18 protein-coding genes are annotated in these 21,553 nt (G+C 43.0%); 9 read left to right on the top strand and 9 right to left on the bottom strand.

What is annotated here, in order from left to right; genetic code table 11:
* Positions 1-656: 656 nt before the first annotated feature.
* Both G9Q97_RS12195 and G9Q97_RS12200 read left to right on the top strand, forming a co-directional pair.
* Complete coding sequence (locus G9Q97_RS12195) at positions 657-896, top strand: DUF2188 domain-containing protein (RefSeq protein ID WP_166147195.1); 240 nt, start codon at positions 657-659, stop codon at positions 894-896.
* Positions 893-1,549: a hypothetical protein gene (locus tag G9Q97_RS12200; protein ID WP_166147197.1), complete on the top strand. Its 657-nt coding sequence runs from the start codon at positions 893-895 to the stop codon at positions 1,547-1,549. The genes G9Q97_RS12195 and G9Q97_RS12200 overlap by 4 nt, the downstream gene beginning before the upstream one ends.
* A gap of 246 nt (positions 1,550-1,795) precedes the next feature.
* Here G9Q97_RS12200 and G9Q97_RS12205 read toward each other — a convergent pair whose 3' ends face one another.
* The 3 genes from G9Q97_RS12205 to mnmA are packed head-to-tail and all read right to left on the bottom strand — an operon-like array spanning position 1,796 to position 5,257.
* Positions 1,796-3,280 (bottom strand): M28 family peptidase, encoded by a 1,485-nt coding sequence (locus G9Q97_RS12205; protein ID WP_166147199.1) that lies wholly within the window; start codon positions 3,278-3,280, stop codon positions 1,796-1,798.
* Positions 3,281-3,324: 44 nt separating this feature from the next.
* On the bottom strand, positions 3,325-4,041 hold the full coding sequence (locus G9Q97_RS12210; protein ID WP_166147200.1) for a pseudouridine synthase: 717 nt from the start codon (positions 4,039-4,041) through the stop codon (positions 3,325-3,327).
* Position 4,042: 1 nt separating this feature from the next.
* The gene (mnmA, locus tag G9Q97_RS12215; protein ID WP_166147202.1) at positions 4,043-5,257 is read right to left on the bottom strand and encodes a tRNA 2-thiouridine(34) synthase MnmA; all 1,215 of its coding nucleotides are present in this window, start codon (positions 5,255-5,257) and stop codon (positions 4,043-4,045) included.
* A 118-nt stretch (positions 5,258-5,375) separates the two neighbouring features.
* On the opposite strand from mnmA, the gene gndA reads away from it, so the two are divergent.
* Positions 5,376-7,274, top strand: a complete 1,899-nt coding sequence (gene gndA / locus G9Q97_RS12220) for an NADP-dependent phosphogluconate dehydrogenase (RefSeq protein WP_166147204.1) — start codon at positions 5,376-5,378, stop codon at positions 7,272-7,274.
* 42 nt (positions 7,275-7,316) lie between these two features.
* Here the strand turns inward: gndA and G9Q97_RS12225 are convergent, their stop codons facing one another.
* Positions 7,317-7,679 carry a hypothetical protein gene (locus G9Q97_RS12225; RefSeq protein WP_166147205.1) on the bottom strand — a complete coding sequence of 121 codons (363 nt, stop codon included), beginning with the start codon at positions 7,677-7,679 and terminating at the stop codon, positions 7,317-7,319.
* On the bottom strand, positions 7,676-8,290 hold the full coding sequence (locus tag G9Q97_RS12230; protein ID WP_166147207.1) for an RNA polymerase sigma factor: 615 nt from the start codon (positions 8,288-8,290) through the stop codon (positions 7,676-7,678). Before G9Q97_RS12230 ends, G9Q97_RS12225 begins: the two co-directional genes overlap by 4 nt.
* Positions 8,291-8,420: 130 nt before the next feature.
* Here G9Q97_RS12230 and G9Q97_RS12235 point away from each other — a divergent pair, with 130 nt between their 5' ends.
* Positions 8,421-8,840, top strand: a complete 420-nt coding sequence (locus tag G9Q97_RS12235; protein ID WP_166147209.1) for a DUF6249 domain-containing protein — start codon at positions 8,421-8,423, stop codon at positions 8,838-8,840.
* 478 nt (positions 8,841-9,318) lie between these two features.
* Positions 9,319-9,735, top strand: coding sequence for an alternative ribosome rescue aminoacyl-tRNA hydrolase ArfB (arfB, locus tag G9Q97_RS12240; RefSeq protein ID WP_166147211.1), 417 nt, complete (start codon positions 9,319-9,321; stop codon positions 9,733-9,735).
* 153 nt (positions 9,736-9,888) lie between these two features.
* Here arfB and G9Q97_RS12245 read toward each other — a convergent pair whose 3' ends face one another.
* On the bottom strand, positions 9,889-10,932 hold the full coding sequence (locus G9Q97_RS12245) for a branched-chain amino acid aminotransferase (protein WP_222851979.1): 1,044 nt from the start codon (positions 10,930-10,932) through the stop codon (positions 9,889-9,891).
* Positions 10,933-10,957: 25 nt separating this feature from the next.
* Complete coding sequence (locus tag G9Q97_RS12250; RefSeq protein ID WP_166147213.1) at positions 10,958-11,485, bottom strand: YfiT family bacillithiol transferase; 528 nt, start codon at positions 11,483-11,485, stop codon at positions 10,958-10,960.
* A gap of 136 nt (positions 11,486-11,621) precedes the next feature.
* Between G9Q97_RS12250 and G9Q97_RS12255 the strand changes: the two genes are divergently transcribed.
* Entirely contained in the window at positions 11,622-13,022 is a 1,401-nt protein-coding gene (locus tag G9Q97_RS12255) for an aminotransferase-like domain-containing protein (protein WP_166147215.1), read from the top strand.
* 35 nt (positions 13,023-13,057) lie between these two features.
* Here G9Q97_RS12255 and G9Q97_RS12260 read toward each other — a convergent pair whose 3' ends face one another.
* Complete coding sequence (locus tag G9Q97_RS12260; protein ID WP_166147217.1) at positions 13,058-15,520, bottom strand: TonB-dependent receptor domain-containing protein; 2,463 nt, start codon at positions 15,518-15,520, stop codon at positions 13,058-13,060.
* 84 nt (positions 15,521-15,604) lie between these two features.
* Positions 15,605-16,420, bottom strand: a complete 816-nt coding sequence (locus G9Q97_RS12265) for an AraC family transcriptional regulator (protein WP_166147219.1) — start codon at positions 16,418-16,420, stop codon at positions 15,605-15,607.
* Positions 16,421-16,677: 257 nt separating this feature from the next.
* Between G9Q97_RS12265 and G9Q97_RS12270 the strand changes: the two genes are divergently transcribed.
* The 3 genes from G9Q97_RS12270 to G9Q97_RS12280 are packed head-to-tail and all read left to right on the top strand — an operon-like array spanning position 16,678 to position 21,548.
* The gene (locus tag G9Q97_RS12270) at positions 16,678-17,238 is read left to right on the top strand and encodes a TetR/AcrR family transcriptional regulator (RefSeq protein ID WP_166147220.1); all 561 of its coding nucleotides are present in this window, start codon (positions 16,678-16,680) and stop codon (positions 17,236-17,238) included.
* 44 nt (positions 17,239-17,282) lie between these two features.
* Entirely contained in the window at positions 17,283-18,401 is a 1,119-nt protein-coding gene (locus G9Q97_RS12275) for an efflux RND transporter periplasmic adaptor subunit (RefSeq protein WP_166147222.1), read from the top strand.
* A 6-nt stretch (positions 18,402-18,407) separates the two neighbouring features.
* On the top strand, positions 18,408-21,548 hold the full coding sequence (locus G9Q97_RS12280) for an efflux RND transporter permease subunit (protein ID WP_166147224.1): 3,141 nt from the start codon (positions 18,408-18,410) through the stop codon (positions 21,546-21,548).
* Positions 21,549-21,553 lie beyond the last annotated feature (5 nt).

Raw genomic sequence — 21,553 nt, forward strand, 5'->3', positions numbered from 1 at the left:
AATTCGGCTTAATTTAATCATAAAACTGTTATTCCCAGAATTAACTTTTTTTAAACGCAGAAATCGTGATGACGATAGGTTTTTTGCATTATATGGGAATATAAAATTCTCATTTTTTATGGATAATGGTGAGTCATAGGCTGTTTATGGTATTTTAGCTTGTTTCTATTGTACTTTTTGTCCCGATTTTTCATCGGGAACAAAAAAATCCTTCTCCCCACAAGCCTCCTGCGCACCTCCTGAGAAAATTCAGGACAGGCCGGTTTTTGTCGGGCCAGCGCGCTTTTCTTATTAAAATTTATCTCTTCTTTATCTAACAGATTTTTTAGGGTTTCTTCTTTATAAAAGCAACTGATTCAATTACTTCACAGGTAGGCTTAACATTTAGAAATTACACAAATCAGGATGATATTGTTTGTTTTTCAACACATTGATTTACAGGTATTTAACAAATACGTCATCGGTAGGTTATGAAAGGGTTTCTGTAATGGAAGCCATGTAAAATGGGAATGCCATACTATAGCCCTACAAACAACGGTTCGCAGTCGACACAGAGACAAAAATTATGGTGAATTGTCCTACTGGAAAATATTCAATAACACGGAACTACTGATTATAACTTTTCGTATATTTAAATTGGATTGAAAATTAAAAACATGGCAAGAAAATCAAATCACGTTATTCCATCTAAAGATCATGGTTGGTCAGTTAGAAAATCTGGAGCTGCTAGAGCATTGAGAAGCTTTGATACCAAAGAAGAAGCGGTAAAATATGGAAAAACCATCAGTCGTGGTGAAAAAACCGAGTTGTATATCCATAAGAAAGATGGTACTGTACAAAATCGGAATTCTTATGTAAACGAGCCTTTTTCGCCTATTGATAAAAACGGTAAATGAGGGAAAAGGATTTCGAAAAAAACATCTTTATAAATTGCCCTTTCGATAAGGATTATTTGCCGTTGTTTAGGCCACTTATTTTTACTGTTGTCAATTTTAATTTCAATCCACGAATTACACTTGAAAAGTCTGACTCAGGAAAGCCAAGACTTGAAAAATTATTAGAATTAATAAAGGAGTCCAAATACAGTATACACGATTTATCCCGATTACAATCTAGCAAGTCGAAAGAATTCTATCGGCTAAATATGCCCTTTGAACTTGGTTTGGACTACGGGTCTCGAAATTATAGTGTAGATTTATCAGAAAAAGAGTTCCTGATTCTTGAAACAAAGCCTTACGATTATATGAAGGCTATTTCAGACATCAATGGACTTGATATAAAAAATCATAACGACGAACCTGAAAAAATAGTTGAGTGCTTGTGGGCTTGGTTTATTGAGACGGTAGGCCTTACCAAAGTGGGAAGCCCCCTGAAAATTTGGTATGATTTTACTGATTTCAATACCTTGCTGTTTGAAGATAAATTTTCTGGTTACTATCCAAAATATGGCGAATCTAAGGCAGAAAAAATGGCAAAAGTTGAAATTGAAAAAATGCCGATCCCCGAATATATCCGTGAAATAAAGAATTACATGAAATCATCGCGATAATCTGCTGATGCCCCCGGCAGAATATGCTATGATGGAGTGTCTCATACAATCTATCCCAAACACCAGGACCATCGTACCCAGAAAACAAGAGGCAGGCTATACATGTCTTGCCTGCCCCGAACACTGGCTCTTCGCAAAAGTAGTTTGCCGCAGGAAGTCCAAGTTTTACACCCTTAACAAATTCACCTGATCTCCTATCAGAAATTAACCGGAGAAGGACGCCATTTTTTTTTGTCAAATCACTACTCAATCCCCATATAAAGTTTTTGAAACAGATTCATATTTATCCCCCGTTACCCAAAGCGGCTGATTGGGATCATTGGCAATTTTTTCCGCTGCAAGAATAAAGGATTTCCAATACTTGAGGGCATAGTCCAGGTCAAAATTATCGACCTGATCGGTAACCTGATGGTAATGGGCCGCCACATCCTGATCGAAAGCGGTAAAACCCAGGCTGAAGGTAGGAGCGGGGATGCCCTTTTTGGCAAAATTCACATTGTCTGAGCGATCGTATAGCCCTTGTTCAGGTGCCGGATCGGAAAGGGCATTTAGACCAAATGCTTCTGCAGCTTCCGATATATGATGATCCGCAGAAGTTCTTCCCAAACCAATGACCGTTACCAGACTGGTATCGTTGTATCCGGCATTGTCAATATTTAGGTTAAAAATGATAGTTGACAGGTCTAATGGCGGATTATCGGCAAAATACCCCGACCCCAGCAACCCTTTTTCCTCTGCCGTCCAGGCACACAAAAGTACCGACCTTTTGGGTGGATGCTCGCCAAAATAGTCAGCTGCCTGTATCAAAGCAGCCGTTCCCACTGCATTGTCTCTGGCACCATTATAAATGGAATCTCCCTCCGCATTGGCTGTTCCTATCCCCAAATGGTCATAATGAGCAGATAACATGATATACTCCTCGTTTAGTTTTTCATCTGTTCCCGGGATAAAGGCCACCACATTCTTTCCGGTGATCTTTTTGTTGATTTTACCGCTGACCTGAATTTTCATGGTATTGGCACCTGCATTCATGGCATTGATTATTTCGCTGCTCAGGTCCTTCATCCACAAATAGGGAAAAGCCTTGTCCCCATCCGGGTTGGTGTCCAGACCCATTTGAGGTTTATTCAGGTAATTTACCAAAAGACTCCAGGGAGTGGTGGGCACATTGTACATTTCGATCAATCCCAGTGCCCCTTTTTCTTGCGCTAGTGCTGTCTTTTCCCTGCCTGCGGCAAAAAGTTCGGCCGGAGATAGTCTGTCAGGAGCACCCACCCGGACTACTACCCATTTACCGGCCACGTCCTTGCCTTCATAGTCCTCTTCCAGTCCATAGCCGGCCACTACCAGTTCAAATTCACCGGAAATGTCCTGGCCTCCCAGTACCAGGAGTTCATCTCCATGGTTTAATGTGTCCTGATTCCAATGGATTTCTCCAATTTCCGGAGGGCTGGAGTACATGAAAGGAACATGCTGGTAATACCGGTTTAAGCCCTCTACGGGCCGGGCACCGTATTTCTCAAATTGATTGGCAATGTAAAGCGCTGCAATATCTATTTCAGGCCTGGCGGGATCCCTTCCCATTAACTCATCAGCGGCCAAAAACTTAAAATGAGACAGGGCTTCGGCCTGCTGAATGGTTTGGTCAATGGCTTCTTTCTGGGCCTTTGAGGGGATGGATACAAAGCCGAGAAGGAATGTACAGTAAATTAGAAAATGTCTGTTCTTCATTTATATTAATTTTTTATTTCACACATAAATTTATTCCAAAGAAACTAGTAAACAAATGAATCCGAGCTAAGGCCCAAAACTTTGGCGGTTTGTATAAAATGTTCAGGAGGATTGGCAGCGATCTTTACCAGCACTTGGTTGGAAGGATGCACAAATTCCATTTTCCAGGCATGAAGCATCATCTGGCTCCTTTTATAGTGCTGCTTGATGAATTTGTTTTGTTTATTGTCCCCATGGGTTGTATCACCTATTACATAATGCCTGATGTGGGCAAAATGTCTCCTGATCTGGTGCATCCTTCCGGTATGGGGGTACACTTTTACCAGAGAGTACCTGCTTGAGCTATACCTGTTAGATGAAGCATAGGGTATCTCTGTTTTTGCCATGGTCCAGTATTCCGTCAAAGCCGGCTGAAGATCCTTTTCCAGATCTTTGGCCAGGGGCTGCTCAATAAAGCCATGTTCATCCGGCATAAATCCCCGGACGATGCTCAGGTAATATTTTTTTATCGAGCTGCCGGCAAACTGCGGCTGCAGTCTGGAGGCGGCCGGCGCATTTTTGGCAAAAAGCAGGATACCCGAGGTCGGCCGGTCTATCCGGTGCAAGGGATAAACCTTGAAGCCCATTTGCTGGCTCAGTATTTGGACAGCAAACAAGGCTTCAGGGTCTCTTTCCAATGGGGTTTTGTGCACCAAAACCCCCACCGGCTTGTTGATGGCCAGGTAATTTTCATCTTCATAAAGAATGGGGAGTTGTGTCATGTCAGGAAATGGTACCTGATCCTATGGCCTCATCGTCTTCGTACCAGGCGACAAACTGTCCCGCTGCAATTCCCCTTTGGGCTTTTTCGAAAAGCACATACAATCCCTCCGCTTTCATCAGCAAAGTGGCATTTGAAAGTGGTTGCCGGTACCGGATTCTGGCCTGGTATTGGGCAGTTTCTCCCACTTCAAGCCTTTTATCCGGTCTTATCCAGTGGACTTCGGCTGATTTTACGAAGAGTCCATTGCGAAGTAATCCCGGATGTTCTTCCCCCAATCCGGTATATATGATGTTTTCCCGGGTATCTGTGGCAATTACAAATAAGGGTTTTCCCGTACCTCCTACATTCAGGCCTTTCCTTTGACCTACCGTGAAATAATGGGCTCCATTGTGTTCACCTACGATTTCACCATCACTTTCTCGGTAGGTATAAGCCATGCAGCTTTCCTCCAAAACCTCCTGATCAATATCTTCTGGAGCAAAGCCTGCAGGTATGCCTTTGTTCTCATAGATCGGAGATGATGCAGGTATGGCTATTATTTTCCCTTTTACGGGTTTCAGTTGCTGCTGCAAAAATTCCGGCAATCTAACTTTCCCGATAAAACAAAGCCCTTGGCTGTCTTTTTTATCGGCAGTTACCAGATGCAGCTCCCTTGCAATTTCCCTCACTTCGGCTTTTTGCAGATGCCCGATTGGGAAAAGGGCTTTAGACAGTTGGTCCTGGTTTAATTGACATAGAAAATAGCTTTGGTCCTTATTGCGGTCTGCTCCGGCAAGTAAGCGGTAGGTATTCTTGCCATTGATTTCCAATACCTCCTTTTGACAGTAGTGCCCCGTGGCAACGAAATCTGCTTTGAGTTTCATGGCTGCCTTTAAAAAAATATCAAACTTAATTTCCCGGTTGCAAAGGATATCAGGATTGGGAGTTCTTCCTTCCTTATATTCCGAAAACATGTAATCGACAATTCTGACCCTATATTCCTCGCTCAGGTCGATGGCCTGAAAAGGAATACCAAGTTTCTGGGCTACCAGCATGGCATCGGTGCTGTCCTCTACCCAGGGGCATTCATTGGATATGGTCACTGTTTCATCGTGCCAGTTTTTCATGAACAGTCCGATTACTTCATACCCTTGCTCTTTTAGCAGGTAGGCTGCCACGGAACTGTCTACTCCTCCGGAAAGTCCTACTACCACTCTTTTTTTGTCCTGATGCATAGCCAAATTATCCCTGATCAAAATATTTTTAATAACAGTATATCTGTAAGATATGGTTCAGTTTTTCAAAATTAGCATTTATAACCTTTGTTCCGGCTGAATTTTATTAATTTCGTATATGATTGTAATCGTTTACGGTGTTACCGGTTGCGGTAAATCTACCATTGGTGTAGCACTTGCCAATACCCTGAAACTTCCTTTTTATGACGGGGACCATTTCCATCCTGCCTCCAATAAGAAAAAAATGAATGCGGGAATTCCATTGACCGATGAGGACCGCATTCCCTGGCTTGAAAATTTGGCCAACAATATACTCGATTGGAATAAAAAAGGGGGGGCAGTCCTGGCCTGTTCAGCTTTAAATGAAAAGTACAGGAAAATTCTGAAGGTTGTCCCCGACATGCATTGGGTATTGTTGGACGGCAGCAAATCCCTGATCAAATCCAGGTTGGGAAAAAGGGTAGGGCACTTTATGAATCCGGCTTTATTGGATTCACAATTGGCTACCCTGGAAAAGCCCGATTATGGTTGGAGGATTTCCATCGATAAAAAGCCGGAAAAAATAGTTACTGAAATACTAAAAAAGATCAATACCTTGGAAAATATGTCTGAATTCGGGATCATAGGAATGGGTGTAATGGGGAAAAGCCTGGCCCTGAATCTTGCTGATACAAACACCGGGATTTCTATCTATAATCGACACTTAGCAGGTAAGGAAGAAAAAATTGCCGAAAAAGTGCTGGAGGAAAACCCAGGCTACGAAAATATGAAGGCCTTTGACCAATTGGTGCCTTTTCTGGAATCTTTGACTTCTCCCAAAAAAATCATGCTGATGATTCCGGCAGGAACGGCAGTGGACATGCAGGTGGAGGAGCTATTGCCCTACCTGGAGGCCGGTGATGTACTGATAGATGGTGGAAATTCCTTTTACAAGGATACCACAAAAAGAGCGGCCTACCTGAAAGAGAAGGAAATATTGTTCTTAGGAGCGGGGGTCTCAGGTGGGGAGGAAGGAGCCAGGAAAGGACCGGCAATTATGCCAGGGGGCAGTAAAGAAGGGTATGATCTGGTTGCTCCATTTTTGGAAAAAATCGCAGCAAAGGATTACCGGGGCAAACCCTGCCTGACCTACGTAGGGCCTGAAGGTGCCGGGCATTTTGTGAAAATGGTGCACAACAGCATAGAGTATGGAGAAATGCAGGTCATCGCTGAGGTCTATTACCTGATGCGGTATTACCTGGATTTGGCCCCGGATAGGATAGCTGCTATCTTCGAGACCTGGATGGAAGGTGATCTGTCCAATTACCTGCTTGAAATTACAATCGACATCCTCAGAAAAGAAGAAGATGGGGGATTGTTGCTGGATAAAATCCTGGATCAGGCAGCTCAAAAAGGCACTGGTGGCTGGTCAGTCAATACGGCTTTGGAATATGGCGTGCCATACAGTGGATTGACGGAGGCAGTAATGGCAAGGAATATCTCTTCCAGGAAGGCCTTTCGAATGATTGCATCAGGCATGTATGGATCAGAGAAATTGACTGGAATAGAGGAAGAAGAAGCCTTTTTGGACAAGTTGCAGAAAGCCTATCAGGCAGCCAGAATCATCAACCATGAAACCGGCTTTTCGCTGATGCTGGAGGTATCAGAAAAAAATAAATGGGAGCTGAATTTTTCAGAAATTGCACGGATATGGACCAATGGCTGTATCATCCGTTCTTTTCTTATGGAGGAATTGGTGGGTATATTTAAGGAGAGCAGCAGGTTGATTTTACACGACGAAGCCGTCAGGGCATTGAAAGGGTACCAAAATGATCTTTCTTATGTCGTTGGTCAGGCGCTGCAGCATGGTTTTGCCGTACCCGTTTTATCCAGTTCCATCAATTATTTCCTGTCTTGCATTACGGGTTATTCTGCTGCCAATTTGATCCAGGCCCAAAGAGATTATTTTGGTGCCCACACCTATCAGCGAACAGACAGGGATCCTGGGGAATCATTTCATACCCAATGGAAGAAGTAGCCTTAAAAGCAAGGATTTGCTAACTTTCATTATGTGGAAATATTAAAGAATTGCTTTCATGATTTTTTTCTCCACCAGTATGAGAAACCAAATAACAATAGCAAGGGTAGGCATGATGACCATTAAAATTGGGCTTACTTCCAAATGAGGGAGGTTGGGAAAACTGGGAATCTGGATATTTCCCCATAAGTGTAAGCCTATATTTTCTACCATGGATAGGCCAATAACCAATACTCCCATTAGAATACCGATTATTCCCCATAGCAAGAGGGAAGGCATGGTGGCAGGGTAGAGCTTTACCTCTTTTTGAGACTGTATTCTTTGTAGAATGGACTCGGACAAATCCTTTTCCAAAGGCGGTATTTCCTCGTAATATTGTCTAAAATCCTTGTCTTCGATCTTCATAAATTCCAAACCTCCTCATTAAGTATTTGATGCATTATCGTTTCAATTTTTTTTCTTGCCCGGTGTAATTTCACCTTCACATTATTAGGTGGAATACCCATGATGACTGCAATTTCACCCAGTTGTTGTTCATGAAGGTAAAACAAGGTCAGGATCAATTGGTCTTCGGTATTCAGTTTTTCAAGGGCAAAGCCGATGAATTTCTTTCGGTCTTTCCATTCCATGATCTCCCATGAATCATTTTCTGAACCAGGCATTTGAAGTTGTTTTTCTGACCAGCTTTGGATCCTTACCGGATCTCTTGCCATTTTGGCCAGGCGGTTTAGGGCCAGGTTATGAGAAATTCTATACAGCCAGGTAGAGAATTTGCTCTCTCCTTTGAAAGTATCCAATACTTTATGCACCTTGACAAATACATCCTGGGTAATCTCTTCTGCCTCTTCCCTGTTTTTTAGGATCCGGAAGGCAATCTGAAATACATAATTCTGATAATGTAAAATGAGAGGGCTTAAGGCCCGGGCATCCCCAATGTGGATGGCCATTTGAATGGTTTTAATTTTTTCATGGTTGAATTCCCCTGTCATTGATCGTTTAGACAAGGAGGCTTCCATTCAGGTTACATTTATTCTAAAGAATTTTTTTTACATATAAATCTGCACCAGCTGTAACCTTACCTTGGGATACTTTGTCAAAGCAGATAAATAACGATGAATTATTCTCATTTACTAAATTAAAAAAAATATGGAAGTTTCAATTGTTTTCATTTCGTTTTTCGCCACCGCATTCGGTATTTGGTTTTATTACCTTAAAACCAGAAATAGCGAACGGCTGGCATTGATCTCTTCAGGAGCAGAAGCCTCTCTGTTTTATTCAAGGAAGAAATCAAGAAATTACAGCATATATATTGTCATTATCCTTGGTTTCGTATTTTTCGCCATTGGTTTGGGTATAATATCGGGCTATGCCTTGGAAAACTATATGATAGAGATTTCGAAGGCCTCAAACCCAGACCGTTTTAACAGAGATTTCCCTCAGGCATATTTTACCTCCATTTTTATTTTTATTGGAGCCGCCTTGATCATCAGCTTTTTTGTAGTTAGAAAGTTAATTCGAAAGGATGATGAGTTGACAAGATTGGAAATGCGGGGTAGCACAGAATAATGTTATTCTGATCATTTTTCATGATGCCTCTCCAAACCCTGGTAAAACAACTGGAAAGTTTTATCTCTGTCAATAACCAGGCAGGGAAGGAGCTTTCCATTTTTCCTTTTGATCTAAGTTCGACTGAATTTCGTTAAAAATCCGTCATTCCAAGACCTAAATTTTTAAAAAAAGTCAGAAATCGGGATGACAGTATCTTATACAGCACCCCGGTGGGGTGCAATATTGGTAACCTCAGGTAAGCCGATGTAGGAGGTGCAACCCGGGGTGTTGACGAGTTATTTGTAGCGCATTAGCCGCCGGCAAGCTCAGTAGTGAAACCAGCTTATCGCTAATGCCAGCGGCCCCTCACCCCAGATTTTTAAAATCTGTCATCGGTAAATAACTGGAATGTTTTATCTCCGTTGATATACGGGGAACTTCTTTGAAGGTAAAACCATTGCACAAGGGTCTAACTAGAAATTCAATTTTCTGAGAAATGTCAATATTTCATAAAATCAAGGTACAGTTTTTAAATCAGGAATTGTCCTTTCAGGCTGCCCGAAGCAGCGGACCGGGAGGACAAAATGTGAATAAGGTGAATTCAAAAATTATATTGAGATTCAATATTCCTGATTCACAGCTATTGGATGAAAGTGAAAAGGACCTATTGATGAAAAAATGGGCCCATAAATTGGACAATGCCGGCGATCTGATTATCCAGTCCCAGGAAAAAAGATCACAGGTTCAAAATAAAACCATTGCCATCCGTAAATTCTATGAGATGCTTAATGCAGCTTTTCAAAAGAGGAAGCTGCGAAAAGCTACCCGACCCGGAAAGGGAGCCATTGAAAAAAGGCTAAAAGCCAAAAAAATTCAGGCGGATAAAAAGAAGTACCGGCGAAAGGATTGGTGATTTATTCAAAGAAACTGAACCTTATTCAAGTTTGTTAAATGCTGGTTTTTTTCCACAGAGAACGTATAGACAAACTTTTTGCACAGCACTTCCTGATTTGGAATATTTGCTTACTGTGAATCTGCTACAATTAATTTCCCCACATTGCTTCATTCAGGCATCCAGCAGTTGGTTCCAGCCATAGGTATCTGGGTTGATGCCTTTTCTTATGGATGACAGTTTATTTTTCAGGCGGTACATACCGGCATCGGGTTCCAGGTAAGTGTTGTAGGCTTTTCCCTGGAAGCTAATGGTTTCTATGGGTGAAATTACAGCGGCAGTTCCAGCACCAAAAGCTTCCACACGCTCTCCATTTTCAATCCGCCGGGTAATTTCTTCTATGGCAACTGGCCTTTCTTCCACCGTAAAACCTTCCTCTCCGGCCAATTTCAGTAGAGAATCACGGGTAATTCCATCCAGTATACTGTCGCTTAGTGATGGTGTAAGCAGCGTTTTGCCATTGAGCAGGAATAAAATATTCATGGTCCCGGATTCCTCAATATATTTTTTCTCCTGAGCATCCAGCCAGATGATCTGGTCGAAACCTTCTTTTTTCGCATTGATTTGGGGTAGCAGGGCGGCCCCATAATTACCTCCATTTTTTGCCGCACCGGCTCCGCCTCTGGCAGAGCGGATATATTCTGTCTCTACCTTTACCTTAAGCGGTTTATTATAATAGGCCCGCATGGGGGATAACACTACCATGAATAAATATTCCTGTGAAGCATCTACACCCAATTTATTTTCAGTAGCGATAACAAATGGGCGGATATATAGGGAATAATCCGGATCATCAATTACCCAATCCGATTCCATTTTAAGCAGTTCCAAAATACCATCCATGAAAAGGCTGCGGGGCAGGGGAGGCATTGCCATTCTTTCAAGGGAACGGTTCATTCTTTTCCAATGGCTTTCCATTCGGAAAATATTTATTTTGCCGTCTGTCATTCGAAAGGCTTTCAGGCCTTCAAAAACTGTCTGTCCATAATGGAAGCACATGGCCAATGGAGATAAGGATACGGATTGTACCGGTGCAATGCGGTAATCCGACCATTCCCCTTGTTTAAAGGCGGCCATAAGCATTCTGTCTGTAGATTGAACCCCAAAAGTGAAGTTTTCAAAATCAAAATCGGGTTTTCGGGTTTCAGTTTGGTTCATGATCTGTCTTAATCTTAATAATTGGTTAATCTTCTATTTTTTTTGCCTGATTAATGTGGGCCAAATGATGTTTTCCGTGCCACTCATACAGCAAGGCACTGACATTCAAAGGTATGAATTTGCTTTGCTCCGGATGAAAAAAGCTACGTTTCCATTGTTCCTGACTCATGTTCTGCATCAAGCAAACCCATTTTTCATGAATCCCTGCCACTATTTGAACGGATCTTTCAATTCCAAGTTTACTATCTGCAAGATCTGCCCAAAGGTTTTCTTGATAGGGCTTAATTACAGGGTTTTCTTCCGTTAAAGCCAATTTAAAACGAATGAAAGCATTCATGTGACTATCGGCCAGGTGATGGACCAACTGCCGAATGGTCCATCCTGCCGGCCTGTATTTCCTATCAAGCATATCCTCCGGCAAATGGGATGCAGCCATTTGTAGTTCCTTCGGAAAATGTTCAATATGCTGGATGGCTTGTTTCACTATGTCAGTCGCTACAGTTTCAGGGACCTGAAATCTTCCTATGGGATATTTTAAAACTTCCAAATTCATAAACAATGCTTCTGGAGTAAGTGAATTGTGCTTTAATCCGGTAAATCAGATTCAAATAACAAATTAACAAAGGAATAATGATTGGTTACAGATACAATTTATTTAATTTTGAAGGGTACAGTTAAATAGGCAAATAATGACGTTGTATCAGGAGTTAGCGACAAATTTTGAACGGCTTATTCAAAAAGGCAGTTTGAAAGTAGGGGATAAGATGCCTTCCATTCGTACCGTGAGCAAGGAGTATGGGGTAAGTATAAATACCGTAATTCAGGCCTATTTGGTATTGGAAAGCAGGTCCTGTATAGTATCCAGGCCGCAAGCGGGGTTTTTTGTTTGTGAAAAGGTGGATCTTCGCTTACCTGTTCCCCAGGCCAGCAATCCCAGTAACAATCCAAAAGAACAGGCGGATGACGGCTTGATCGGCAAGGTTTTCAGAAATTTTGTCAATAAGGAAATCACTCAACTGTCTCTTAGTGTACCAGACGAATCCTTTTTCCCGGTAGCCAGATTGAATAAATGCCTCCATAAGGCCAGTCAAACCCTATCTTCCGGAGGAACGGGATATGATGATATACAAGGGAATTTTCTGTTGCGAAAAAATGTGGCAAAGTGGTCCTTTACCTGGGCAGGAAATTTGGGGATTGATGACCTGGTGAGCACTTCGGGTGCCATGCATGCCATTTCCCTGGCATTTATGGCATTGACCAAACCGGGGGACAGGATTGCCGTAGAAAGCCCGGTATATTTTGGTATCCTTCAGTTGGCCAAAAACATGGGACTAAAGGTGATCGAACTCCCTACCCATCCTGTCACCGGGGTTGATCCCGATGATGTTAAAGCCCGTATAGGTGAAATTGATATCTGTCTATTGGTCAGTAATTTCAACAATCCACTGGGCAGTTGCATGCCTGAAGAAAACAAGAAAGCCATGGTAAAGCTACTGGGCAAACATGGGATTCCCTTAATTGAGAATGATTTGTATGGGGATGTTTATTTTGGACCAAACCGACCCAAACCTTGCAAGGCTTTTGACGAGGAAGGTATGGTATTGTGGTGTGGCTCCGTTTCCAAAACCCTTGCACCGGGTTACCGGGTAGGATGGATGGCACCCGGTAAGTACCTAAAGGATATCTTAAAGTTGAAGCTTTTTCATTCTGTATCGGGCACCACATTGACACAGGAAGCCATTGGCCATTTTTTGGAGACTGGCCGCTATGAAAAGCACCTGGCACAAATGCGGAAAAAGCTCTATGCCAATTCCCTTCAATTTATCCGGGCAATTAGTGACTATTTTCCTCAGGGAACCAAGGTAAGCCGACCTCTGGGGGGATTTGTCTTATGGGTTGAATTGGAAAAAGGAAAGGATACCGGTAAATTTTTTGATCAGGCTCTTTCCCAGGGAATCAGCATTGCACCGGGCAGGATGTTTACACTCCAAAACCAGTTTTACCACTGCATGCGTTTGAATTACGGACTGCCCTGGTCCGATGGTCTGGATCTACAATTAAAGCGTTTGGGTCAAATGTTGAAACAATAACCTGATTTGGACCAAATTCTGTACGAATTATTGGGTTAAAATTCCTTTTCCCCGAATTCGCTTTTGATAAAGCGGGATTTATTGCGGGAAGGATTGAGGGTGTAACTGAGGTTTAAGATCACCATGTCCACTTCCAGCACATAATTCGTGGTGGTATAAAACTCATCTTCCCTCCAGGTACTGATCCGTTGTTCATTGGTATCCAACAGGCCCATGTCCATATTCAGCCACTGCAGGCTGGCACTAAGGCGGTCGTTCATAAATGTCTTTTTCAATACCAGATTTGGGGATAAGAAATCCGAATCTTCACCTTGTGCAGTAATGCGCCTGGAAAGGTAGTTTACCGACCATTGGGCACTAAATGTAGGGGAGAAATCAAAACTTGTATTGGCATTGATGGAGTAAACCCAGGCTGCATTGTTAATGGGTCTGTTGTCAAAACTGCCTTGAATCCTGTACCTGTACAGGTTACCACCGGCAAAAACCTTCCATTTGCTGCTGGGGTTAAGTTCCAACCCCAATTCCATTCCTATGGATCTTCCATTGCCCACATTGGAATAAATCCGATTCAAAATGGTGTCATTGTAAACCGTATTCACCCTGTTGACAAGGTTTTTCACGTGGCGGTAATAGGCAGTGGCGTAGAGGCTGTTTTCTCCAAAATCCCGCACCAAACCGGTCTCAACCAGGTCAATAAATTCCGGAAGCAAAGTTGGGTCTCCCTGTTCCAGTGTTTCGGAATGCTCCCTTTCGGGAAATGGATTCATTTTAAAGGTAGTAGTGCGTTCTACTCTTCGACTGTAGGCTCCTTTCAATCTTGTTTCCTCGTCCAATGTGTATTGAAAACTTGCCGTGGGGTAGGGCAGGAAAAAATCATACTGGTAGGTGGTATCTACTGTATTGGCCTTATCCTGCAGCAATAATTCCCTGTCCATATATTCCATCCGCAAGCCTATGGAATAATCCCAGCTGTCTTTTTGTCCGGACAATTGGCCATACCCAGAATGAATAACCCGGGTCAATTCCACATTGGAAGAAAATTCCGGAACCAATTCAAATACTCCCGTTGCATTGTTCTTTCGCTCGTAAACAAAATCTCCCTGATGATCCAGGTTGCGGAACTGGTATCCGGCTTCCAGAATTCCCAAGTCTGTTGGCTTTGACTGATAGTCTACCTGCCAGCGTATGCCATACAATGGATTGTCATTTGTATTGTATTCGTCCTGATACACCAGATTGGTATTGGGGTAACCCAGGTTTCTATTGGTAGTAGGGCCGCCCAGCAGGGTATATTCATACAAAAAGGAACTGGAGATACTGGACTTATTGGCAAAGATATGGGCGTAATCAAGGCTTCCCAAAGCAAAATCACTGCTCCTGATGCGCAGGTTTTCGTTGTAATATTGCATGGTGTAGAGTCGTTCCCCTCCTATGCTGGTATGGTTGTCGAAATAGACAATATCGGCGGTTCTATCCTTGCTCCTTATACCTCCATAAAACCCGAGGCTAAACTCGTTGTTGGCATCTGGCGTATAAGCCACAGTAAACCGTCCGGAATAAGCTTCTTCATCGAATCCCCTTTCTCCATCAGAAGGAAAGCGGGTGGTGGTGTCTCCCCGGATGGTGTAAACGTCACCTTCCCTTCGGCCGTTTACATCATTCCTTAGGTAGCTGGCACCCAGGGATAGGTTCCAATCGCCTTTCCGGTGATTGAGTGTAAAATCAGCTCCATATCGTTGTGGTTTTTCTTTGTTATCGTAATCCTGTAAGCTGGGTGCCCCAATTCTGGTATTGAACTGTATAAAAGTACCATCAGTGGCTCCTTTTTCCGTTGTGATGTTGATGATGCCGGCTTTTCCTTCCGGATCGTATTTTGCGGAGGGCGCAGTTACCACTTCTATATTCTTGATGGCATTGGCAGGCAATTGGCCCAGGATAACCGAAGGGTCGGACTGAAGGGGTTTTCCATTGATCATGATCACAAAACCCGTGGATCCCCTGACGGACAACTCTCCCTCTGCATTGATGCTTACCGAGGGTAGGTTCCTAATGAGGTCAATGGCGTTTCCACCCTGGCCCGACATAAATTCTCCGGATTCGAATACCTGCCGGTCTATCTGATGCATGGTGGTAAACCTTGATCCCGAAACTTCAACCATTTCCAGCAGTTGCTCGTTGGGTGCCAATTCAACCATTCCCAGATCCAGCGACTGCCCTCTGGTAAATGTAAGGTCCTCTTTGGTAAAGGAGTTATAACCCATAAATTGAATAAGCAGATAATACTCACCGGGTTTGATGCCGCTTAGTTCAAATTTTCCATCAGGTTCACTTACAGCTCCTGATACCAGGCTGGAATCAGAAGCGGAGTACAGGCCCACACTCCCGTATTCAATAGGCGTGTTTTCATTTGCATCCACAAGTGTTCCATGAATAGAATTTTGTGCAAAAATGGGGTAAAAGAGGATAAGTTGGAAAAGGCAGATTAAAAGAAACTTCATCAAGACTGTATTTTATTTGCAAAGTAAGTCTTGAATCCTTGTATTTTGATGGTATATTTTTGACAATAATGGTAAATTCTTACTTTAAAGTTTTGCTCTGTATTCTGTTGGGGTCAGCGTGGTTTGGGATTTAAAAAATTTGATAAAATTGGAGGCATCGGAAAAATTTAACTGGTAGGCCACTTCAGCTACCGGAATTCCCGTATGACTGAGCAAATTTTTGGATTCAATGAGCAGTCTTTCACGGATTAAATCTATGGCATTGGCTCCCGTTGCCGTTCGGCAGATCTGGTTTAATTTACGGATACTGACATGCATGGCTTCTGCATAATTTTCCGCTGTTTTCATGTGCAGGTAATTTTCCTGTACCAATTTCTTAAACCGGACAAATTCATCCAATACATTGGGATGAATGGAATGCGCTGGTAGGGGAATATGTAGGGTTTTTAAAATGAGGGTGTTCAAATGCGCTGCTAATAGGTCTGAAGCGACTTCATTTTTGTAATCAGCATAAAAAACTTCCAACAAATGGAATATGGATGAATTTTCTTCGGGTAGTTGGAACGTCTCTTTTAAAATGTAAAGGCTGGAAAGTGCTTTGGGATATGCAGCCAGGACTTCTTCTTTGAAAAGGACAACATATCCCTCCGGGATTCTTGAAAAATCCCAACAGTGTACCTGGCCCAGACTCAGGTAGTATCCCATAGGCGGTTGTACTTCATGAACCAGGTCTCCAACAGTATGTTGTCCGGAACCTTTAGACAGGTAGATCAGTTCGTGGTATCCTTCGTGCCGGTGCGGTTTGGTGGGTTTGATCACCGGTTTCATTTTGGAAACCTTTAGGATCAGACCCTGTTCTATTTTATTTTTGGTGTGGATACTATCGGCCTGCGCTGTCATTTAACTAGATCAAATTCCTGGAAATAGGGTATAAAACTAATCTGAAAATGCAATTTAACAGGTAGTCCTTAAAATTTAATCCTTATTTTTATAAAAGGTAATCTTTGGTTTAAAGACTTATGCGAGATGGCTTTTTATTTTACCAATAGTTTTAATTTATTTTAACACCATACATTTTTCTAAGGGCTTGGTTTCAATTCGCGGTTTTCCTACTTTTGCACCCGAATGAACGTTCGATCAATAAAGTGAAAGAATCTATGGGAATTTCAGAAAAGAAAAGGGCCATATACGAAAGCATGCTGGACCTGGTAGAAGCCTATGGATTTCATGGGGCCTCCATGAGCCTTCTTGCAAAAGAAGCAAAGGTAGCCGCAGGTACCATTTACCATTATTTCAGCAGTAAAGATGAGTTATTAAAAGAACTCTATATCTATTGCAAAGAGCAGGTAGAAGATTGGGTCCTGGCTGAATTGGATGAACGGCAGCCTTACAAGGAAAGGTTTTATAAAAGATGGCTTAGCCTGTATGAATTCTACACAGCTCATCCAAAGGTATTGGTGTTTTTTGAACAGTACATCAATTCACCTTACAACCAGGAAAGGAGTCCTCACCATTTTAGAGGAGGTTTTTTTCAATTTCTTAAAGAAGGTGTCGATGAAGGTTATCTAAAAGAGGCCAAGCCGGAGCTATACGTGGCCCTTTATATGGGAAGTGTGATCCTGGCGGCGAAAATAAAAATTTTCGGGTCCATTTCATTTGACATGGAAGACAGGAAACTCCTGGTCACCAAACTTTGGACGACTCTTGCCGCAGGCTAATCAGATCCCTGTAATCATTTAAAATTTGTAAATATCCCCCGTTTATGAAAAACCATATTTTTGTTTACCTAATTGGTATTTTAGTTTTCTATCAATCTTGTTCAGAAGGCAAGAGTGAAAATTCCAAACCTAACCCGGTACCATCGTTTCCGGTATTTGAAATACCCTTAAAGACAGTGACTGGATATGAAAGCTATCCTGTCAGCATAGAAGGAATGGTGAGCAGTGCGGTCAGGGCCAAAGTAGCAGGATACATCACAGAGGTGTTGGTGGATGAAGGGCAAGCAGTGAAGAAGAACCAAACGCTTTTTAAACTGGAAACCCAGGCATTGAATGAGGATGCGGATGCTGCAAAAGCCAATGCAGCTGCTGCACAAGTGGAAGTGGATAAGCTCAAACCACTGGTACAAAAGGGCATCATCGGAAATATCCAACTTGAAACGGCAAAAGCCCGACTGGCCCAGGCCCAGGCAGCTTATAACAGTATTGCGGCTAATATTGACTACGCGACCATAAAAAGTCCGGTGGAAGGTTATGTGGGAGCCATACCTTTTCGTCAGGGCGCATTGGTAAGTCCCTCAGACCCTACACCCTTAACGACAGTTTCCCAGGTGGAAAATATGTTTGCTTTCTTTTCTATGAATGAAAAGGAATACCTGAACATGCTTCAGGTGACAAAGGGAGAAACATTGGACGAGAAGTTGGAACATATGCCGGAAGTGGAGCTCGAGTTGGTGAACGGAAAAATTTATGATCATAAAGGAAAAATTAAAACAGTTACCGGGCAGGTAAACCCAACAACCGGAACAGTAAATTTCCGGGCAACTTTTCCCAATCCCAACCGCCTTTTGGCCCATGGTAACAGTGGTATGATCCGGATTCCAAAAGTTTATGAAAACCTTCCTGTGATTACGGAAATCTCAACTTATGAGCAACAAGGTAAAACCTATGTTTATCGCGTAGGAAATGATTCCATAGTACACAGGGAACTCATTAAAGTCCTGGCCAGAGTGGATCAGCTGCTGGTAGTGGAAGATGGTGTAAAATCAGGGGATCGCATTGTATATGAAGGAGCCGGAAAACTACGTGATCAGACCAGGATTAAACCTGAAATAGTGGGTTTTGACAGTTTGGCACAAAAATTAAAAATAGCATTTAAGTAAATCGTTATGTTAAAGCAATTTATTGATAAACCGGTCCTTTCTACTGTAGTATCCATTTTGATTGTGATATTGGGTGTGCTGGGGCTTTTGGCTTTGCCGGTTAGTCAATATCCGGATATTGCCCCACCTACCGTAAGCATCAGGACAAACTTTCCGGGAGCCAATGCCGAGACAGTATTGGAAAGTGTGATCATTCCCATAGAAGAGCAAGTCAATGGCGTAGAAGATATGGATTATATCACCTCTACCGCCAGCAATGACGGTACAGCCAATATTCAGGTATTTTTTAACCAGGGTGTGGATCCCGATATAGCAGCCGTGAATGTGCAGAACAGGGTGGCCAGAGCCAATCCACTATTGCCCAGGGAAGTAGTACAAGCCGGGGTCATCACCCAAAAACAGCAAACCAGTTCCCTGATGTTTTTCACCTTGGTTTCGGATAATCCCGAATATGACGCTACTTTCATCCAAAATTACTTAAACATCAATGTGATACCAGCGCTTAAAAGGATTGAAGGGGTAGGGGATGTGACCGTTTTTGGTGCCAAGAATTATGCCATGCGTATATGGCTACAGCCTGAAAAACTGGCTGCTTATGATTTAATGCCTGCAGATGTCACTGCTGCTATAAATGAACAAAGCCTGGAAGCAGCCGCCGGCTCCCTGGGACAAAACAATGCCGAATCCTTTGAATATGTGATCAAATACGGTGGCCGTTATAAAAATGAAAGTCAGTACGAAGACATTGTCATTAAGGCCCTGGGAAATGGACAGTTTCTCCGCTTAAGTGATGTAGCAAAAATCGAAATGGATGCGGAAGCCTATTCTGTCATGTCCTTCACCAATGGTAATCCGGGTGTAAGTATGGCCGTGTACCAAACGCCCGGATCCAATGCCCAGGAAATCATCAATAACGTCAAGGCCTCCCTAAGTGAAATGGAACCACGTTTTCCATCAGGTCTTTCTCTATTTATCAATTTCGATACCAATGATTTTCTAAATGCCTCCATTGCAAAAGTAGTGATTACCCTGGTAGAGGCATTTTTGCTGGTTTTCCTGGTTGTATTTATATTCCTTCAGCATTTCAGATCCACGCTTATTCCGGCCATTTCTGTGCCGGTTTCCATTATAGGCACCTTCTTTTTCCTCAATTTGTTCGGGTATTCCATCAACCTTCTGACGCTTTTCGCACTCGTTTTAGCCATAGGTATCGTGGTGGATGATGCGATCGTGGTGGTAGAGGCGGTACATGCCAAAATGGAGGAAGGCGCTAAAAGTGCCCGCAAAGCTACTCACAAAGCCATGGAAGAAATTACCGGTGCAATCATTTCCATTACCCTGGTCATGGGAGCGGTTTTTATTCCGGTTACCTTTATAACCGGGCCCACCGGCGTTTTCTACGAACAGTTTGGGGTAACTTTGATTGTGGCCATTGGTATTTCTGCCATCAACGCACTGACTTTAAGTCCGGCCCTCTGTGCCATTTTCCTCAAACCTCATCAGCAAAAACCTGATAGGAAGATGAGTTTTCTCAAGAGGTTTTTCAATGGATTTAACCAGGCCTTTGAGGTGACCACCACCAAATATGTCCGCTCCCTGAAATTCCTTTTCAGACATAAGTGGATTACAGGGCTGGTGATTTTAGGTGCAATAGCTGCCATATTCTGGGCTGCCCAAAATACACCAACCGGATTTGTCCCCGATGAGGACCGGGGAATGATATTTGCCAATATAGAATTGCCTGAAGGTGCTTCCCTGGACAGGACCGTATCCACTACTGATGAGCTCATGGAAGGGTTGGATCAAATCCCGGGAGTAATGGGCGGCTCAATGGTCAATGGCTTCAGCCTGATCTCAGGTGCAGGAAGTAATTTTGGATTGGGTATAATCAAGCTCGATCCCTGGGAGAAAAGGGAGGAAGATTCTTTGTCTTCAGGGGCTATTATTGCCAAGATGTTTGGTGTAGCAGCAAAAATTCCAGGAGCGGAAATCCTGTTTTTCTCACCGCCCAGTATTCCCGGTTTTGGGGTTTCTTCAGGATTTGAACTCAAATTTCTCGACCAGACAGGAGGAAGTTTTGAGGATTTGGACGAACAGGCCAATGCCTACATGGCCAGTTTGATGGAAAGGCCGGAAATCCAGTTTGCCCAAAGTGCTTTCAGCACAAGTTATCCCCAGTATGAACTGGAATTGAATATTCCTAAGATAAAAGAAGCGGGGATCAATGTGAGCCATGTTTTGGGTACCCTACAGGGATATATCGGAAGCCAATATGCTGCGGATTTCTCCAGATTTGGCAAACAATACAGGGTATACATTCAGGCTTTGCCGGAGGACAGGGCTGAAAAAAAAGACCTGAACTCCCTGTTTGTAAGAAACGCCAATGGGGAAATGGCTCCGATTACGGAATTTATTGAGTTGAACAGGTCCTACGGACCACAGGCAGTTACGCGCTTTAACCTGTTCAATTCTGTTTCGATCAACGGTTCGGCAGCCCCGGGTTATTCCTCCGGAGATGCCATCAAAGCTGTTCAGGAAGTCAATGCCACTTCCCTGCCCAATAATTTTATGGTGGATTATTCCGGATTGACCCGGGAGGAAATCGATGCAAGCAACCAGACAGTCCTGATCATTTTGCTCAGTGTACTTTTCGTATATTTTATCCTTGCAGCCCAATATGAAAGTTACCTGATCCCATTAGCGGTCTTGTTTTCCCTCCCTGTTGGGGTGATGGGTGCTTACCTTACTACCTATTTTGCCGGATTGGAAGCCAATATTTATTTCCAGATTGCCCTGGTTATGCTTTTGGGTTTGCTGGCCAAAAACGCCATTCTGATTGTGGAATTTGCCATGCAGCGGAGGGCAGCTGGGTTGACAATCACAGAAGCGGCCTTTGAAGGCGCCAGGGTAAGGTTAAGGCCGATATTGATGACCTCCTTTGCTTTTATTATAGGACTCTTGCCCCTGGTTTTTGCCGGAGGAATTGGAGCTGCCGGAAACCGCTCTATCGGAACAGGTGCTGTTGGGGGGCTGTTGGTAGGCACTCTTATTGGAGTCTTTGTTATTCCCTTGCTTTATATTTTGTTTCAATGGCTTCAGGAAAAAATCTCTTCCAAAAAAGAAATTGAAGATCCCGTAAATGCCTAATATTC

The sequence above is a fragment of the Cyclobacterium plantarum genome (genome assembly GCF_011290685.1).
GTDB lineage: Bacteria > Bacteroidota > Bacteroidia > Cytophagales > Cyclobacteriaceae > Cyclobacterium > Cyclobacterium plantarum.

Coding starts and splice junctions, on each gene's coding strand:
- G9Q97_RS12210 (WP_166147200.1), bottom strand. CDS start 4,041: ATGACACAACTCCCCATTCTTTATGAAGATGAAAATTACCTGGCCATC.
- G9Q97_RS12205 (WP_166147199.1), bottom strand. CDS start 3,280: ATGAAGAACAGACATTTTCTAATTTACTGTACATTCCTTCTCGGCTTT.
- G9Q97_RS12225 (WP_166147205.1), bottom strand. CDS start 7,679: ATGAAGATCGAAGACAAGGATTTTAGACAATATTACGAGGAAATACCG.
- gndA (WP_166147204.1), top strand. CDS start 5,376: ATGATTGTAATCGTTTACGGTGTTACCGGTTGCGGTAAATCTACCATT.
- G9Q97_RS12265 (WP_166147219.1), bottom strand. CDS start 16,420: ATGACAGCGCAGGCCGATAGTATCCACACCAAAAATAAAATAGAACAG.
- G9Q97_RS12260 (WP_166147217.1), bottom strand. CDS start 15,520: ATGAAGTTTCTTTTAATCTGCCTTTTCCAACTTATCCTCTTTTACCCC.
- G9Q97_RS12200 (WP_166147197.1), top strand. CDS start 893: ATGAGGGAAAAGGATTTCGAAAAAAACATCTTTATAAATTGCCCTTTC.
- G9Q97_RS12250 (WP_166147213.1), bottom strand. CDS start 11,485: ATGAATTTGGAAGTTTTAAAATATCCCATAGGAAGATTTCAGGTCCCT.
- G9Q97_RS12275 (WP_166147222.1), top strand. CDS start 17,283: ATGAAAAACCATATTTTTGTTTACCTAATTGGTATTTTAGTTTTCTAT.
- G9Q97_RS12280 (WP_166147224.1), top strand. CDS start 18,408: ATGTTAAAGCAATTTATTGATAAACCGGTCCTTTCTACTGTAGTATCC.
- G9Q97_RS12230 (WP_166147207.1), bottom strand. CDS start 8,290: ATGGAAGCCTCCTTGTCTAAACGATCAATGACAGGGGAATTCAACCAT.
- G9Q97_RS12235 (WP_166147209.1), top strand. CDS start 8,421: ATGGAAGTTTCAATTGTTTTCATTTCGTTTTTCGCCACCGCATTCGGT.
- G9Q97_RS12255 (WP_166147215.1), top strand. CDS start 11,622: ATGACGTTGTATCAGGAGTTAGCGACAAATTTTGAACGGCTTATTCAA.
- mnmA (WP_166147202.1), bottom strand. CDS start 5,257: ATGCATCAGGACAAAAAAAGAGTGGTAGTAGGACTTTCCGGAGGAGTA.
- G9Q97_RS12245 (WP_222851979.1), bottom strand. CDS start 10,932: ATGAACCAAACTGAAACCCGAAAACCCGATTTTGATTTTGAAAACTTC.
- arfB (WP_166147211.1), top strand. CDS start 9,319: ATGTCAATATTTCATAAAATCAAGGTACAGTTTTTAAATCAGGAATTG.
- G9Q97_RS12195 (WP_166147195.1), top strand. CDS start 657: ATGGCAAGAAAATCAAATCACGTTATTCCATCTAAAGATCATGGTTGG.
- G9Q97_RS12270 (WP_166147220.1), top strand. CDS start 16,678: ATGGGAATTTCAGAAAAGAAAAGGGCCATATACGAAAGCATGCTGGAC.